Source organism: Blastopirellula sp. SH421 (assembly GCF_057808535.1).
The window spans coordinates 3,365,463-3,382,877 of sequence record NZ_CM173712.1; the positions used below are offsets into that span (position 1 = coordinate 3,365,463).

Sequence of the window (17,415 nt, forward strand, 5' to 3'; positions counted from 1 at the left end):
AACTTCACTTGTCATTCTGTTCGCGCTCAGCGAAAATCGTTTCGCCTTTGGTAATGCGCCTCCAGCGCAAGGATGACGTATGGGACTGCCAGGTAAAACGCCAATCAATATCGACGACCAGCCGACGATTCCATTAAAGCTTGATGACGCTGGCGCTAGTTGGGATGCGCTGGCCGGGTTTATGGAGCGGTTTCTTGAGCAATGGGAAGCGGACTCGTTGCCGCCCCGGTTGAGCGAATTTTTGCCTCCCGATATCGGCGTCTTCCGCCGAATGGTCTTGATCGAGCTGGTCAAGATCGACATGGAATATCGACGTCAACGGAATTGTGATTTTCTTCGTCTTGAAGATTACCATGAGCGATTTCCAGAACTGAGTCGCCCTGATGGGATGCCGACCGATCTGATCTTTGAAGAATATCATGTTCGCAAAACGTCGGGCGAAGTCGTTGATTTGAAAGAATATGGGAATCGCTTTCCCGCTCAGGCCGATGCGATTGTTCGGCTGTTTAAGCTTGATAGCGAGACGATGACCACGTCGCTGTCGGATGGCCGCGCCCACGCCAAGTTCGTCACCGGTGATCGGGTGGGGGACTTTTATCTGATGTCGAGTCTGGGGGCTGGCGCTTTCGGCAGCGTCTTTTTGGCTCGCCAAGAAACGATGCAGCGTCTGGTGGCGCTCAAAATATCGATGGATCGCGGGACTGAGGCGCAAACTCTTGCCCAGCTTGATCATCCCAACATCGTCCGCGTCTACGATCAATGCCGGTTGCCTGGAGATAATCTGCGGCTGTTGTATATGCAGTTTGTCGCCGGCGGCACGTTGCATTCGGTCATCCGTGATGGAAATCGCAAACAACGCCGCGACGCCAGCTTGCTGGCGGAAACCATTGCCGAAACGCTGGACAAGACCGGCGTCGTCACCGCGCAAAATGTTCCCCTGAAATCAGAATTGGCCGATCGCTCGTGGTCCGAGATTACCTGTCGAATCGGCATGGAGTTAGCCAGCGCCTTGCATTACGCCCATCAGCAAGGGATTTTGCATCGAGACGTCAAACCGGCCAATGTACTGTTAGAAGCGAACGGCACGGCGAAGCTGGCTGACTTCAACATCAGCTTTAGCTCGCAACTAGAAGGGACCAGTCCGGCCGCCTATTTCGGCGGTAGTCTCGCTTATATGTCGCCAGAGCAGTTAGAAGCGTGTCATCCCGAGCATCCTTGTCAAGCGAGTGACTTGGATGGACGAAGCGACGTCTTTTCGTTGGGTGTCTTGCTGTGGGAATTGTTGTGGGGCGAGCGTCCTTTTGGCGACGAGGCGATCGTCGGCAGTTGGTATACGTCGCTGCTAGGCATGGCTGACATCCGTCGTGATCAGGTCCCTGAGCCAAAAACGGCGCCGACCGATGACGTGGGGCGGCGGTTGTTAGTGATCTTGCAGCGCTGTTTGAAACCGGAAGCGCGCGATCGGTATCAAACGGCTGACCATCTGGCGCGAGATTTAGGACTTTGCCTAGAGCCGCGCGTTGCGCGACTTCAAGATCGCTCGAAACGCGGCTTGCTGGCCTGGGCGACGCGACATCCGTTGTTAGCGACTACGCTAGGAGGCATCGGGCCAAACGCCGTCGCTGGCTTCTTCAACTTTGTTTACAACGATCAGGCGATCATCCGCCGATTAGAAGGGACCCATTCTTACGCCGCGTTCTGGAACGTGCAGTTTGTCATCAATTCGATCGCGTTTCCCTTGGCGATCGTTTTAGGAGGGATTTACATCTGGCCCTATGTCAAAGGGTTGCGGCATGTACTCAATCAAGAACCGCCGACCGATCTGCAAGAAGCGCGCCGCCGCGCCTTTCGCGTGGGACGCTTTATCAGCTATCTGGGGATCTTAGAGTGGATGATCGCAGGCATCGCCTATCCGGTCGCGCTGCATATTCTGCTAGGAGGACTCGAGCGTCAGTGGTATGCGCATTTTCTCGGTTCGCTGTTGATCTGCGGTATGATCGCCGCCGCTTATCCGTTTTTCTTTCTCTCGACGCTGGCGATTCGCGCGTTTGTGCCGCCGTTGTTAGAAGCAGAGCCGCTGAGCAAGTCAGACGTTCGTGAGCTGCGCTGGATGGCCAAGCATGTAGATTGGTTTCTGTATTTGGCCGGGGGTGTGCCTGCCGCCGGCGTGATGCTGCTCCTCTCGGCCGGTCACATGAATGACCCGCATAGTAGCTTAGCGCTCAAAGTACTTAGCGCTGCTGGCGCCATCGGCTTCGGATTTGCGCTTAGTTTGTCTCGCTCGGTTCATGCCGATATCGAAGCGCTGCTAAAAACGGCGGAACTCTTCACCGATACGCGCGATTCTAGCCGCTCTTAGCTTCACGCTTGTTCTTGGCTTCTACAGCGGGGTAGAGCCACATTTAGCGCAATCACGCCCATTTCTTGCGGCCAAAAAAATTTCTGGCAAATCGATGTAACAAATACTTCGGGTTCCCGCTGTGCAGAGTAACAAGTTAACCAAGTCAACTGAAACACACGGCAACCAGTTGACCTTAAACCCAACCAGGCCGTACCAGGAACCCAAGCCATGTTGAAGAAATTTTTGTTCGCGATCGTGCCGGTCTTTTTGTTCACTGTCGCTCTGCGAGCCGATGACTCCCTCGGTCTGAATCTGACCAACATTCAAGATGCAGAGGTCTCGATCGTCGATGAAAGCTTCGATATCGACGTTGACAAGCTGGCCGATAACGCCGGTACAGCAAGCGAAGACGAAGCGGTAGAAGCCTGCTTCCGCAGCTTTGGTTATCGCGGCGGCTACCGCGGATACAGCAACTATGGTTGCTACGGCGGCGGGTACAGCTACGGGTATGGATACGGTTACAACTGCTACCGTCCTTACTACAGCTGCTATCGCCCGGTTTACTACGCTCCGGTTTGTTACGCTCCCTGCTACACCAGCTACTGGGGTTGCTACTAAGCACCAGCCGAGAAGCGAAGTAGACCGACACCTCCAGCCCGACGAGCCGCTTTTGGCCGTCGGGCTCTTTTTTCATCCAAATTTGTAACAGCAGCGCTAATCCAAATCATACCGGAGTAAAAATCATGTCTCGTTTTAAGTACGTGTTGCTAACGTTGAGCTTTGTCGCAGGAATTGCGATCACCAATAGCTTTGCTCAGTCGATCGTAGCGCCGATCAACGCGGCCAACATTCGGACCGATCAAGTGCTGGGGATGCGGACGCACAATTGTGGGCATGTTATTCACCTGCTGATGCAGACTCGCATGCTGCGTGAGTCGGGCCAAGTTGGTTTCGGCGGAGCGATGTTCAATCCTCACTTTGGCGCAATGTCCAAGCCAGGCGATTTACAACTGCTGAGTGTCAGCTTGATTACCGACGCTTGTGAGACGGCCGGTCCGATCTATCAGATTCAATTACAAAACTGTAGTGAAATTTCGGTTGGCAACTTTCGCGTATCGGTGGTCGGCGCCTTGGGACAGATTCATCCGTTCTCGCCCAACGCGGTCATCACGGTACCACGCATCGAAGCAGGCGCCGTACTCGAACTGCAAATTCAGTTGCCCTTGGCTTGTTTGTCGATCAACCATCTGGCCGGCGCCGCAGCCCCGTTTGATACGTTGATCGTAGCGATCGATAGCTTTGACGAACTGATCGAATGCAACGAAGTGAACAACGTTCTGATCCTCAGTCGCGGCGAAATCGCTCCGCTGGTTGTCGAAGAGACGACCGTGGTCGAGCCTGTAATCGACGCGACGGTTCCTCCGGTGATCACCCCGGCGCCGGTCACCAATGGAGAAGTAGCCGCTCCGGCCAATCCGGCCTCGCCGATGGATTCGATCAACTTGGACGATCTCGACCTGGGAGATGCTGAGCAAACTGCCTTTCGGATTCGTTAGTCCTAAGGAGCCAACTCGCACGGAAACTGCCCTCACAAGATTGTGTTGGGCAGTTTTGTTTCTTACCAATACCATCGAGCAGATCGAATCATTGAGATGCTTCCTACCTATTTGCCACAGCGTTGCATGCCTCCTATATATCGGCCACAATGGGGGGGGAATCTGAATAACGCTGCTCTTCGACTTCTTCTTTGGAGCCCTCGATGGATCGCCGAATTGCCTTTTTGCTGGTGGCTGCTCTTCTGCCGGGCTGTTTCGGGTCGAGCGATACCGCCAAGTCGACCGTCGAAGTCGATAAACCGCCGGTCGTTGTTGCTGAGACGACCCAATCAGAACCGATGAGAGAGAAGCCAAGCGATGCGCTGGATGGTTTTGATCCCAGTAAGTTTTCGTTGGGCGGCGAAGATGCAGAGATGCCCAAAGTGGAAACGCCCAGCGAGCCAAACAAGCCGGCGGAGATGCCAGTTGAAGATGCACCACCTGTCGATTTGGCGAAGTCCGCTCTGCCGCCGCTGGTGATTCCGGATGTGCCGCAGCCTCCTCTCCCCTTCTCTAGCAAAGAGAATCCGCCCGGCACGCCCATCCCCGAAGATGTACAGAGGATCCTGAACACGTATCAGTTTGAGGATCTTGACGCGCTGATCCAGCTTGTCCTCACCTTTCCCCAAGCCGAGGTTCGCAGCCTAGCGTGTCAAAAGATCTACGAGATCAATAAGATTCGCCCTGACGATGGATTGTTAACGATGCGAGCTGCGCTAAAAGATCCTAGTCCAGAAGTTCGTGCTGCGGCGGCTTATACGATTCGTTTCAGCCAGGAATCCGCCGGTTGGAAAGCACAGGAAGCGCTGGGTGAGCTAGTTACGGCGCTCAAAGAGCCACAGACGTACGGTAACGTCTTGTCGACGATGACCCAATTGGGTTCCGACGCGGCGCCTGCGGTTCCCTATTTAGCGGCAGAATTGGCAGGACCAAAGTCGGAGCGACGAGATAATATTTTGAGCACCTTAGGTTACCTTGGTCCGGTGTCGATGCCGGCAGTACCACAGATTTTAAAGATCGCCGAAGCGGAACAAAGCATTTACGCCGGACGCGCGTTAGGAGATATCGGCGCAGAAGAAGCGCTGATGACACTGATGTCAAATGCTGACTCTGAGGTCCGTATGCTAGGCTACGAAGGAATCGAACGACTCAAGCAGCCGCAGCAACCCGCGACGGTCCAAGCGGTCCTGAAAGGTGCGAAAAACACGGATGGGTTGCACTACGAAAGATCGGCGGCGGCCAAGACCCTCGGCAAAATTCGCCCCACGACGCCAGAAATTGTCGAGACACTGATCCTGCTGTCGAACAACGAAGAAGAGGCTGTTCGCGCGTCCGCGTATGAATCGATGGGAACTTTGGACCCACCGTCGGACAAGGTGATTCCGATCTTGATCGCGGCGCTCGACAAAGAGACCGACCGTTACAAATATGTGATTGTTCAGGCGTTGACCGTCTGCAAGGGGTCGCCGGAACTCCGACTTCAGGCGCTGCTAGAAATGGCGGCCCGCAACGATGAGGATCTTTCCTCCGCTTTGTATGAAGGGGCCGGTGAGTTTTATCCACTCTTGCAACAAATTGTGCAGGATGAACAGAATCCGCTGCACCAGCGCGTGCTCGCGTTGATGGGGCTTGAGCAAGTAAGAAACTCGCTGCCGCGTGATTACGACGAAGTGAACAGAGAGATCTGTGCCCTGGCCCAAAAGTACGCTGGGCCCGACCAGCCAGATGAATTGCGAGGCGCCGCCGGTTTGGTGATGAGCGAGTGTGGTGAGTCGTACGACGCAACCAGTGATTTGATCCTGGCCGGCGTCACCAGCGACGGTCTCTCCAGGATACGGCGGAAATCGGCCGCAGTGCTTTGCTTTCGAAAGTATGCGCCAGCTCTGCCCGCATTGATTGATGCGTTGAAATCCCCAGATCCAAAATTGGCGATGAGCGTACTGGACGGGATCGGCAGTTTTGGTAAGGCCGCGAAGGACGCCGTCCCTGTCATCGTTGATATGACTAACGATAAATCGATGGGGGAAGAAAGCAGCTTTCTCCAAAGTCAGGCGAAAGCATTAGGGCAAATTGGTCTTCAGCCAGATGTGAGTCTTCCACAATTGGAAAAAATGCAAGCTGCGGTAATCGATAATATTTATCTTGAGAGCACGATCCAGCTGGCGCGTTGCCAAGTGATCGCTGCCAACGATTTAGATGCGACTCAGTTGCTTCCGCAAATAGTTGAACAATTGAAGACCTCCCCAAAAGAACATGTGCGCAAAGAGTCGTTTAAAATGCTCAGCGCGCTCGGTCCGAAAGCGGAGGCCGCGACGCCGCTGATGATTACCTACCTGAAATCAGAGGATGACAGAGAACGAGATAATGCGGCCAATGTGCTCAAGAATATTGGCCCGGCCGCAAAAGCAGCAGGCCCCGCGCTTGCCGAAGCTGCCGCGAGTTGGGAGAACCCGACGGAAGCGCTCGATGCGCTGATCGCGATCCAAGCAGGCGGGCCTGAGTTCGCCGCCGTCGCCCCCAAGATGCTAGAGAATCTTGATCGCCGCGCACACATTTTAAAAACATTAGAGGCGCTGGGACCTGCTGCGGGTGACGCCGTGCCTGCGGTCGTCAAAATATTAGACAGCCCTGATGCGTGGGAGCGACTCAGAGCGGTACATACAATGGCCGCGATGCAACAAGCGAGTAGGTCAGCGGTGCCGAAGCTGAAAGCGATGGCGGTGGATGATCCCGATTCGGACGTACGCGAGGCTGCAACGAAGGCGCTGCTGGAAATCGCTCCCGATGCTTCGTAAATCTAGCATGTCGCTTACGCTCAGCTGGAGACTAACCGCTCGGCCTGCCGACTGCGTGACGCGGCGTTTCACCGGGGTATTTCAAAATCAGGGGGCTTTGCGCTTGGCCTCTGATTCTTCTGCGTTGTGTGCATCTCCCATTTGGTCCACAATGACAGCTTCCGCATAATTAGAAGCCGCTCTTCCATCTCTACCCTCGGAGTCCATTGATGGATCGCCGATTTACTGGCTTGTTGCTAACCATTCTGTTGGTGGGTTGTTATGGATCGACCAACAGCGCCAAGCCAACCGCGGAAACAGAGAAAAACCTGGTAAACGTCGCCGAGTCGACCGACAACGAATTGTTGGACAAGCCGTCTCCCGCGACCACAACATTGGTCGAAAATGCGCCGCATGGCGAATTGACAAAGTCCAATTTACCGCCGCTAGTGATTGCTGCTGCACCGCAACTGCGAGCGGCGTTTTCTGGTGCGGAGAACGCCGAGGATACGCCGGTGCCGGAAGCAGTCCAGCGGCTGCTGAATTCGTATCAAGCGAAGGACTTTGACGCCGTCGCTGACCTGGCGCTCACTTATCCGCAAGCAGCGGTGCGGCAGAAAGCGTGTGAGTACTTGCCGGACAAAGATAGCACGCGTAAGGAGGACTCGTTGCAGGTGATGCGCAGCGCGCTGCGTGATCCGGACGTGCGCGTTCGCGCAGCCGCCGCGTCGAACATTCGGTTTGGCCTGGAGCAGCAGCATTGGAAATCAGAGCAGGCGCTGGGCGAATTGGTGACGCTGCTTCACGACAAAGTCGCTGGCTTTCAAGCATTGTTGACGATGCGAGTACTAGGATCCGAGGCCGCGCCAGCGGTACCCTACCTTGCCCACGAGCTGTCGGATCCTGCTGTCGTGAATCGCAATGAAATTATCATCACTCTAGCGGCCATCGGCGATCCGGCTAAGCCAGTGATTCCGCAGATCATGAAGATAGCAGCAGCAAAAAACGTGGACGCCGGGAAAGCCTTGGGGAAATTGGGGGCGGAACAGGAGTTACTCGTTTTGCTCTCTAACTCAGATTATGGAGTCCGCGAAATTGCCTATGCAGGAATTGCCCTGTTGAAGAAGCCGAATGCCGCGACGGTCACCGCCGTTATAAAGGGCGCCGGCAAAGATTCTGATTTGTTTGAACGCTCCAAAGTGGCCGAAACGCTGGGAAAGATCCGCCCGACGACTCCCGAGATTGTGGACGCGCTCGTCAAGTTGGGCAGTGATCCAGGCGAGATCGTGAGGGCTTCCGCCTACCAATCGATGGGCAAGCTCGACCCGCCATCTGATCGCGTGGTTCCGATTTTGATTGCGGCCCTAGATACCGCGGGCGAGTTTGAACGGAGTGACATCCAGCAAGCGATAATCGAATGCCGAGGCTCGCCCAAAATTCGCTTACAGGCGATGATCCAGCTGGCGCTCCATAACCAAGGGGATATCTACGACACCTTCAGCGACAGCGGCAAGGATTTGTACCCGCTTCTGCAAAAATTTGTAGCTGACGAGTCGAAGCCGGTGAACGAGCGTGCGGTGGCCCTGATCGGTCTGGCGCAAGTTCGCAGGTCCCTTGGCCGCGAAATTCAAGACGTCAACGCCGACATTATGAAGTTCGCGCAGCAGTTCGCCGGCGCCGATCAGCCTGCCGAACTGCGAGGCGCCGTCGGCATCGTGTTCAACGAATGTAAGAATGGTCCCAACTCTGCAACCGACGAATTACTTCTAGCGGCGCTCAATGCGGATAGCCTAATCGGAATCAAGAAAGCAGCCATCGCGCAGCTTTGTTGGCATGAGTATCAACCGGCGCTGCCGATCTTAACACAAATCTTGCAGACTCAAGACAAAGAGTTGACGCAACCTATCTTGAATGGGCTACCCGATTATGGCGCTGCGGCCGCCGAAGCGGTTCCGATCATCGTGAAGTTGCAGTTGGATCCCGAGGCGGACGACTATCATCTACTTCTCAGCGCGCAAATTAGTGCGTTGGGATCGATCGGTGCTCATCCCGATTTGAGTCTACCGCTGCTAGAGAGCTTGTTGGCGATAACGAAGCCGAATGACATTCACTACAGCGAAATCTTGGATGCGCTTTCCTGCGTCGTTGCTGCGAACGATTTGGATGCTGCCAAGTTACTGCCGCTGATTGTCGAGAGGTTGACGAATGGGAAGGACCCCTTCGATCGCAGTCTGGCATTCGACATGCTGACCAAGCTTGGCCCGAAAGCGGCGTCGACCACGTCGCTGGTCGCGGGCTATTTAACGGCGCAAGATGAAAGCGACCGGAATAACGCCGCGGAGACGCTAGAAAGCTTTGGCCCCACCGCCAAAGAAGCAGGCCCCGCCTTGGCCACAGCGGCTGGCCAATGGAAAGATCCTTGGCGCGCTCTGCAGGCACTGATCGCAATCAAGTCAGGCGGCCCGCAACTTGCCGCGGTCGCCCCTAAGTTGCTCAGCGATATTAATCAACGGTCTCGCGTCTTGAAAGCATTGGCGGCGATTGGACCCGAAGCGGGCGCCAGCGCCGACGCGGTCGCAAAAATCCTGGATAGTTCGAGCGTCTGGGATCGACAGGAAGCGATCATTTCGCTGGGCGCGATGAAACAGGCGAGCATCGCGGCGCTGCCCAAACTGAAAGAACTGGCGCTGAACGATCCCCATCACAACGTCCGCGCCCTGGCAGTGCTGGCGCTGCTGGAAATTGCCCCCGATGATCCGGACGTCGCCGTGGCTGCTTTTACCCAGTTGGATACTGATGATCGCTTAGCGGTCGCGAAATATATGAACGGTCTGGGTGAAAATGCGTCTTCTTCGCTGTTGGAACTTGTGCAGAGTGATTCAGAGCGGGTGCGCGAAACTGCGTTGGATCTGCTCTCAAAAACGTCGTATTCCTTCGAGGAAGCACTGCTGATCTACCAAAATCTGCTCGCGGACGAAGATCCGCAGATGAAAGTGACCGGCGCCATCGGCATGGTGAGTTTGGGAGAAAAAACCCCGGAAGCGATCGCCGCGCTGGTCGCCAGTCTTGATGGACTAACTGACAAATGGAGAGTGCGTAATGCGCTGAATGAATGCCGTTTACAGGCGATACCAGAGCTGATTTCGTTGATTCTCGATCCGCAGAAGCCGCAAGAAGCGCGTCTGTACGCGATCTCGATCCTGCCACACTCCCCCTTTGACCGACGCAACTCGGCCTTTGAGCCGTTGTTTGCCGCATTAGCCGGCGATGATCAAGAGCTGCGAACCTGGGCAGCGCTGGCGCTTGCCTATTCGGAACCCGACTCGCCGCAAGTCTTGGAAGCACTTATCTCAGCGAGCCGAAAAAGAGGCCCGCTACAAAAGGAGGTGATAAGAAAACTGAACGCGATGAGCGACGATGAGAATCCGTTGGGACCCCAGGCCGAGCAAGCACTGTTTGACTTGGTTGCTTCTGAGGACGAAAGGAGCGTTGAGTATGTGGTTGAAGCGATGGAATACAACTTTTTGTCGCCAACCGCTGTCACTGCGATGATCTCGCTGCTGAAGCAAGAAAAGACCAAGGTCGCCGCCGTGAAAATCTTGGGGGCGAGAGAGGCGTCTCGCTCGTATGACGACGACACGTTGGAGTCTCTAGCGGAATTTCTGAGCCATGAAAATAAAGATGTTGTCCAATTTGCCTTGCAAGCGTTGCTTAACGGCGGTCACCGTGGCGCCGCCAAGGTGATCGAGGTCGTGGAGACCAAAGATAATAAACTCACGGAGGAGGCCCGCATCTCGCTGCTGTATGGCCTCTGTGACCGCTACCTGTTTTCGACTCGAAAACTGCAACTGGACGAAGCGATCACGACCAATTTGATCGGTCAGCTGAACGGCGAGGATCCAACACGGGCCACAGCGGCGGCATTGGTGTTGGCGGCGACCGATACTCCCAACCTGAAGCTGGGACCAGCTCTGCTGAAAGGATTCGAGAGTGAAGATTTTGAATTGGAACATCGCGTCGACCAAGCCTTGAACTCTCGCGAAAGCGAAGCGAATGAGCTCATTCCGCTACTCATCGAGCGACTGTCGCCCGTTGCCATGAAACCCCTGGAGAACTCCTACTGCGCTTCGCTACTCGCGGACTTGGGGCAAGATTCTCCCGCCGCCGCGGACTTTCTGATCGAATTGATTGTGTCGCAGGAGAATCATGAAGCCTTAAGACAAGTCCATTACAAACTGCGCGGCTTGCCGTTGAAAAAATTAGTTGCTCGGCTCGCCGAAACCGACGATCCGAAGAAACAATCGTTGGCCCTCTGGGCGTACTACCACGCGATTCGCTATCGGCAAGAGCCAAAACACGCGAACATGGTCCCAGCTGGGGTGCTTACTGCTGCAACCTCAGAAGATCCCCGGATCAATGTGCCAGCCGCGTTGATCCTCGCGTGGCTTGATTCAAATGCGATAGAGGCGCTCGAGCCGCTGATGAAGCAATTTGAGTTGGACGAGTCGGATTGGACGATTACGCAGGGACTGCAAGATTTGCGCGCTACGGCGGCGCCGGCGGTTCCTCGTTTGATGGTTCTCTTGGAAAAGTCAGAAGAACCAGTCAATGTGATTCACGTGCTGGGCTCGATTGGCCCTAAAGCGGCGCCTGCAGTTCCGCGATTGATCAAATACATTCCCGATGAAGACTTGGGTGACTTTGTGATCGAAACTCTAGCGTTAATTGGCCCAGCCGCCAAACAAGCAGGACCGGCGCTCGACGCAAAGCTGCGCAGCGAAACGTCCCTGGATTCGCTCACCGCTGCAATCATCGCGATTGGCGCTCCTACTGATGCACTGGTCGCCGAATACAAGCGACGACTGGCCGATCCCTACGAAAAGTACGATACAATCTACGAGATTGAGAGGATCGCCGCACTCACACCGATCGCGCCCCTATTGATCAATGCGCTGAACTCGCCTGATCTCAAGTTCCAATTGGCGGCGGCCAACGCGATCAAGCATCTCGAGCAGCAAGACGCAGCTTACCTGGATCCGTTGCTGGCGATGGTCGATACCGAGCTACCGGAAATCACGGCGGCTGCGATCAAAGCGGCGGCCAAACAGGACAAATCGGCCGAAAAGGTACTGCCGATTCTGAAGCAGAAAATGGAAGACAAGAACTTATTGATTCGTATCGCCGCGATTCGAGCCTTGGGCCAGTACCCAGAAGCGGCCAGCGACTCGATCCCTCTCCTGTTGCCGCTCTTGGCCGATGAGAAGCTGCAAATCTCGGTGATCAGTACATTAGGAGATATCGGACCGGCCGCGTCGCCTGCGGTTCCCGCTTTGCAGAAAATGTTGGACGATTCGTCCAACATCGACCTAGAAGGCGACACGCGACGCTGGGTGATCGTGTATGCTCTCGGACAAATTGGCCCGGCGGCGAAACCTTGTTTGCCGAATCTATGGGAATTCTACTCCCAGTCTGATAGGGAATCACAGCAAACCCTTGGTAACGCCATCTGGAAGATCGACGCCAAGGCGGCTCAGCAAGCAGGCATTGAGCCGCCTTTGGAAGAAATGATTAGCGATGATTATTGATGGAAGTTAACCAGGGAATTTTAGAATTGGGGGCTCTTCTCCCTCGGCTTCTGCTTCCATTTGCTCTTCCGTTTCTGGTTCAAAATTTCCCAGATCTTCTACGATATCATCGACCAGATCGTCTTCGACATAGATGTTTGGCGATTCGGCGTTGGAGCCTTCTACGCCGGAGATCAACGTCACCAGTTCGTCGAGTGCTTCGATTTGGGCGAATAGATTTTCGTCACATTTGCCGTCGATGATAAAGCCGATGGGACCTGGATCGTGATCGTGCGAAAATTGCCAGTTCACGCCGTGTTCGCGTGATAGTTCGCACAATACTTCCAGGGCGTCGTGCATGGTCCCATCAGGAAGATCTTGCTTGTTGAAGGAAGCGACTTCTTTGGGATGCGGAGAAAAGTTGGGTTTGCTGCCGCCTTGGAGGTGACCGTCGGCGGTATCAAAAAAAATCACCGGTTCGCAGCTTAGCCAATCACGCTCGCGGCAAATTGCGGTCGCCGCGTCCGTGATCTTGACAGAAGTCGCATCCGAAACAGGTTCAATCGTACGGTAATAGACGGTAAATCCCAAGTTTTCTCTCCCAGCGGCACTCGTTTGCGTTGTGTTACTAATTACCATCTTATGCGATTTGGCCGCAAAAGTCGAAAAATTGGGGGTTTATCGTGATTACGTTACTTGGTCGGATCGTTTGATTGAAGTAATTGCGAGATCGTGTTGAGCAAAACTTGCTCGACGCGCGGCGCGACATACGAGGCCGTGGGGCTCGTTTCATAGCCTCCTTGGCTGTATGCGACTTCAGTACCGATATAGCCTGTACCGTATTCGCCATAGGCGGCCATAGCGACAAACAAGTCCGGCCGCATCTTCTGAGCCGCCAGTTGGTATTCGACAAACAATTCGCCCGGCATGAACAAGATGCGCGCTTCGCCAATCGATAAGCACGAGACGGCGATCGGCTGCTTTCGTTCACAGCGTCGGACCCACGCCAATCGCGATGCGCTTTTCATGCGATCAAAGACCGACGCTTTTTCATTGTTGATCAGCGTCAAGAGATCTGCTTCGTTCAGATGCGGCGCACACGGCAATAGCACGTCGATAGATTGGAAGGAGATGTCAGCGGCGGTGATCGGAAACTTCTTTGTTGTCTCCCAGGCCTTTTGCATGCCGAGGGTAACTTTGTCCGCCAAAACTTGGCGGTTCTCATGCGCTCCGTCGTTCCATTTGCCGGCGGTGACGTTCCCTCCTGCGCCATTAAAGTGCAAGTGAAACGCGCCAGTTTCTTGTTGCCGTGCGTTGCGAGCCATGCCCGGAAAGTCTGGATTGGCCCAACCGGTGCGATAGTAACTTTGCGGATGAGTCGCGTAAAAGGTGAGCGCCGCGATCGGCTGCTCGTGGTTCCAAAAGGTGATCGATTTGCACATTGGATCGATCAGTCCGACCGGCATGGCGCGCACCTTGGGGCTAGGCGTCGCCGAGCTGCGGGTAAACTCGACCTTGCCGCTTTCGCCCACAATTCGCCGATTCGAGGCAACCTCTTCGACCTCTCCTTCACCAATGCCGTAATGGGTGACTACTTGCAGTTGGGAAGTCGCCGCTTTGGCGGCTGCGGCGGCGCCGCGGACGACTGACTGAATCCAAGGCTCGTCAAAGTGCTGATTCGGCACGCCCAACTCTTGGAGGATGTCGGTTGTCGTATGATCGGCGCGGGGAGCGTCATGTTGATGCAGCGCATGAAACAGCACGAGTTCAGGCTTGGTTCCCACCGCCGTAGCGATCGCTTGCTTAAAATCATCTTGCGACTCGTTGGCGACCCCCAGCCAGTCGATGGTGCAAAAGACCAGCGTCTCGTTGCCCGCCAAGATCAGCCCCCGGCAACTCAGCGGCTCGGTCACACCTAACGTCTTCACATACGCCAACGGACTTCCCACAGGCGGCGAAGCGTCAGACGCGAAGGTCGCGATGCGAACTTCCTGGGCCGATGTCAAGGTCGCCAACATCGAGAGGATCAAGAGCAGAGCGAACGTGATTCGTGGAATCGGGAACAGTGCATTTCGCATAGTAATGGCGATCCATGGGAAGGAAGGAATCGAAGGGGGACTAGTCGCAGCCAGCAGAGGTGAGAATCTTGTTACTTTTCATCCAGCAAATATCGCAGTAAGTCGGCCATCGCGGGCTGGTCGATTTGCTTCTCTAAGTCTTGCGGCATCAGCGATACGCCGGTGCTGCGGAGTTGATCGATATCGATTCGCAAGATCGTTTCGGATTTGTTTTCTGCTTGCAGCAGGGTCAGGCTGGTAGCGGTTTCGTTCGAGATGATTCCGGTCAGCGCCCGGCCGTCGTTCGTCAGGCAGACGTAACTCATGTATTGCGGATTCACTTCTAAATTGGGATTCAGTAGGTTGATCAAGATCGCTTCGGCGCCGCGGTTTTTCATCGCGGCCAGGTTGGGTCCGATCGCATGGCCTTTGCCGTTGAGCTGATGGCAGCTGGCGCAATTTTTCACGAAGATCGCCTCTCCGCGCGTCGCGTCGCCCGGCATTTGCAACGCGGGACGATACGCCGCAATAATCGCATCGCGATCGGATTTGATTTGCGACTTCATCAACGCGTCGATCCGCATCGCTAACTCATCGTTAACCAGCGATTTCATAGTGCGCACCAAGGTCATGTCGAGATCGGCGGTCCGAATCTTGCCGGCCTGCACTGCATCCAGCAAGCTGGCGATGCCATGCGGATTCGCTGCGAGCACTTGAAACGCCGACTGTCGCAGCACAGGGCTCATCGCCGGCCAGCGCTCGATTACCAAGTCGGCCACTTCGGCCGATTTGAAGTAGGCGAGCGTTTGCAGCGCCGCTTGTTGCAAAGCGAGCGGTTGTGAGGGCTCTAGCAAGTTGGCAAACAGTTCGGCGTCAAAGGGGCGAAAGCGAAGTGTCGGGATCGCTGCCGCACGCTTGGCGAGCGGCGCTTGATCGTCAGCAACCACGGCGACCGCTTGGTCATAAATTCGTTGCAGCATCGACTCGCCGCCTGCTTCTACGGAAGCGGCCAATTGCGTTGCTAACGAAGTGTCGCCGCTATTGACCATTTGTTGAATCAATTGCTGCGCAAACGGCGCATTGGCTTTGTTTAATGATGGCAGCATTGCCAGGATTGCCGCAATGTCTTCTTTTCGCTGCTGTTTGCTAATCTGCTTGGCTAGCGCTAGGATCAATTCGGTTTCACCCTTCGACAGCTCATGTGGGTCTTTAGCGAGTTCCGCTAACAGCGCCCCTGCTCCTTCGGTGACGCTGCTTTGAATGGCGGCGGCGAAGTATGGCTCGGCGCCGTCCGAGTGGACCAATTGCGCCAAGGGCGCCTGTTTCTCGGAGGCAGGCAATTCACCCAGCGTGAACGCCAACTGATATCGAACATGTGGGTCACTATCGGTGACCAAAGCAACGATCTTTTGCCGCAGCGCCGGTGATTTGCCCAGCAGCGGTTCGCTTAAGCGAATCGCGTGTTGCCGAACGCGTGGCGCTGCATCACCGAGCGCCGCTGATAAAGTCGTCGCGTCGAGCAGTTTCGATCCGGCAAGCGCGTAGAGCGCCAGCACGCGGCCTTGCGGCGATTGGCCAGCAGTCACCATCGATTTCAAATGCGGCGCCGCAGATTGGTTCGCCTGTTCGTACAACAATCGAGCCGCGGTTTCACGTCTCCAACTGATCGAATCGTCGAGTAGTTTCACCAATTCTTCTACGGACATTTGCGACATCTTCAGCGCCGTCGGTCGTTGGAAATTTTCGCCCACCACGCGATAGATGCGACCTCGATCGCGACCGCTGGTCAGATCAAGATGTTTTTTAATCATCGGCGGTAACGACGCGGGATGCTCGATCACTTCGCGGTACATATCGGCGATGTAGAGCGAACCGTCCGGAGCGTTCGCAAATTGAACGGGTCGAAACCAGATATCGCTCGACGAGAGGAATTCGCTCTTTTCATCCCATCGCACGCCGCTGTAGGCAATTCCTTGCGGGATTAGTTTTTTGCGATGAACCAGATTACTGCCGACGTCACCAACAATCGCATCCCCTTGATGTGCGGCAGGCCAGGAATCGCCGCGAAAGATTGTTACCCCGGTCGCGCCGGTGAAATAACCAGCCGGCCGCCCTCCCCCTTCAACCACGCCGGGGACAATTTTCTCGGCACGCAGCTTGGTCCGAATCACGCGCCAATCCTCGACCGGGCTCGAACGGTAAACGTCAGCCTGAGGGCCATCGGCGGCGATACTGCGCCGTGAACTCGGCGGCGCGACATAGGGATTACGACTAAAGTAAGGATCCTCGTACATCACTTGTTGCAAGTGATCGCTGTTGGAGCAAACGAATTTGTCTCCCCAACTGTTGAAGCTCATTCCGTGCTGGGCTCCGCCGCTGGTCGGAGCCAGGGTCATCGCCGCGGTATCGATGGCAAAGTCGCGACCGCGTAGATTAACCCCGTCTCCTTGCGGCTGACCATCAACCACCGGCTTCACTACGCCGCCGCTACTGCTGGTCGCACCATGCACGCGATTATCAAGACCCCATTGGAAGGTATTCAACAGACCTTGGACGTTGGTCTTGCCAAACCCGGTAAAGACGACGCGGCGCTGATCGGCGACTCCATCGCCGTTGTCATCTTTCAAAAAGAAAATGTCAGGCGCGGCGCCAACCAAAACGCCGCCGCGGACGCACGTGATCGCCGTTGGCCACGAGAAGTTGTCGGCGAAGATAGTGCTCTTCTCGTAGACGCCGTCGTCATCAAGATCTTCGAGCAATCGGACGCGACCCAAGACTAGGCCGTCATCTTCAGAATAGCCGCGCATCTCGATCACAAACATCCGGCCATCTTCATCAAACGCCATCGCGACGGGGTCGACAACATTTGGCTCGCAGGCTGCTTGTTCGACGCGAAAACCGGGGGCGACTTGCATCGTCTGCAATGCTTCAGCCGGTTCTCGCGGAGCAATTCGCGGTAGTTGGTCAGAGAAGTCAAGTTCTTCGGCCGAGCAGCACGCGGCCAACAGCAAACAGCTAGCGGCGGATCGCCAAAGGGTGGCAAAATTCAACGGCATAAAGACTCCAATTCGGCGAGAGACGCGT

General features: G+C 55.4%; 8 protein-coding genes. 5 read left to right on the forward strand and 3 right to left on the reverse strand.

Annotated features, from left to right (window positions below; genetic code table 11):
• The first annotated feature begins 79 nt into the window (after positions 1-79).
• The 5 genes from SH421x_RS13995 to SH421x_RS14015 all read left to right on the forward strand — a co-directional run bounded on the left by SH421x_RS13995 (position 80) and on the right by SH421x_RS14015 (position 12,295).
• Entirely contained in the window at positions 80-2,359 is a 2,280-nt protein-coding gene (locus SH421x_RS13995; RefSeq protein WP_488856402.1) for a serine/threonine-protein kinase, read from the forward strand.
• Positions 2,360-2,569: 210 nt separating this feature from the next.
• Positions 2,570-2,959 carry a hypothetical protein gene (locus SH421x_RS14000; protein ID WP_488856403.1) on the forward strand — a complete coding sequence of 130 codons (390 nt, stop codon included), beginning with the start codon at positions 2,570-2,572 and terminating at the stop codon, positions 2,957-2,959.
• A gap of 125 nt (positions 2,960-3,084) precedes the next feature.
• Entirely contained in the window at positions 3,085-3,897 is an 813-nt protein-coding gene (locus SH421x_RS14005; RefSeq protein ID WP_488856404.1) for a hypothetical protein, read from the forward strand.
• A 203-nt stretch (positions 3,898-4,100) separates the two neighbouring features.
• Positions 4,101-6,731, forward strand: a complete 2,631-nt coding sequence (locus tag SH421x_RS14010; RefSeq protein WP_488856406.1) for a HEAT repeat domain-containing protein — start codon at positions 4,101-4,103, stop codon at positions 6,729-6,731.
• 209 nt (positions 6,732-6,940) lie between these two features.
• Positions 6,941-12,295, forward strand: a complete 5,355-nt coding sequence (locus SH421x_RS14015; RefSeq protein WP_488849783.1) for a HEAT repeat domain-containing protein — start codon at positions 6,941-6,943, stop codon at positions 12,293-12,295.
• 6 nt (positions 12,296-12,301) lie between these two features.
• On the opposite strand, the gene SH421x_RS14020 is transcribed toward SH421x_RS14015, so the two are convergent.
• The 3 genes from SH421x_RS14020 to SH421x_RS14030 form a co-directional block, all read right to left on the reverse strand.
• Positions 12,302-12,865, reverse strand: a complete 564-nt coding sequence (locus tag SH421x_RS14020) for a hypothetical protein (RefSeq protein WP_488849785.1) — start codon at positions 12,863-12,865, stop codon at positions 12,302-12,304.
• 101 nt (positions 12,866-12,966) lie between these two features.
• Positions 12,967-14,352, reverse strand: a complete 1,386-nt coding sequence (locus tag SH421x_RS14025; protein ID WP_488849787.1) for a hypothetical protein — start codon at positions 14,350-14,352, stop codon at positions 12,967-12,969.
• A gap of 71 nt (positions 14,353-14,423) precedes the next feature.
• Complete coding sequence (locus SH421x_RS14030; RefSeq protein WP_488849789.1) at positions 14,424-17,387, reverse strand: PVC-type heme-binding CxxCH protein; 2,964 nt, start codon at positions 17,385-17,387, stop codon at positions 14,424-14,426.
• Between the last annotated feature and the right edge of the window lie 28 nt (positions 17,388-17,415).

Bases quoted from the DNA above. Each gene is read 5' to 3' on its own strand.
- SH421x_RS14025 (WP_488849787.1), bottom strand. From the start codon at position 14,352: ATGCGAAATGCACTGTTCCCGATTCCACGAATCACGTTCGCTCTGCTC.
- SH421x_RS14010 (WP_488856406.1), top strand. From the start codon at position 4,101: ATGGATCGCCGAATTGCCTTTTTGCTGGTGGCTGCTCTTCTGCCGGGC.
- SH421x_RS14015 (WP_488849783.1), top strand. From the start codon at position 6,941: ATGGATCGCCGATTTACTGGCTTGTTGCTAACCATTCTGTTGGTGGGT.
- SH421x_RS14005 (WP_488856404.1), top strand. From the start codon at position 3,085: ATGTCTCGTTTTAAGTACGTGTTGCTAACGTTGAGCTTTGTCGCAGGA.
- SH421x_RS13995 (WP_488856402.1), top strand. From the start codon at position 80: ATGGGACTGCCAGGTAAAACGCCAATCAATATCGACGACCAGCCGACG.
- SH421x_RS14000 (WP_488856403.1), top strand. From the start codon at position 2,570: ATGTTGAAGAAATTTTTGTTCGCGATCGTGCCGGTCTTTTTGTTCACT.
- SH421x_RS14030 (WP_488849789.1), bottom strand. From the start codon at position 17,387: ATGCCGTTGAATTTTGCCACCCTTTGGCGATCCGCCGCTAGCTGTTTG.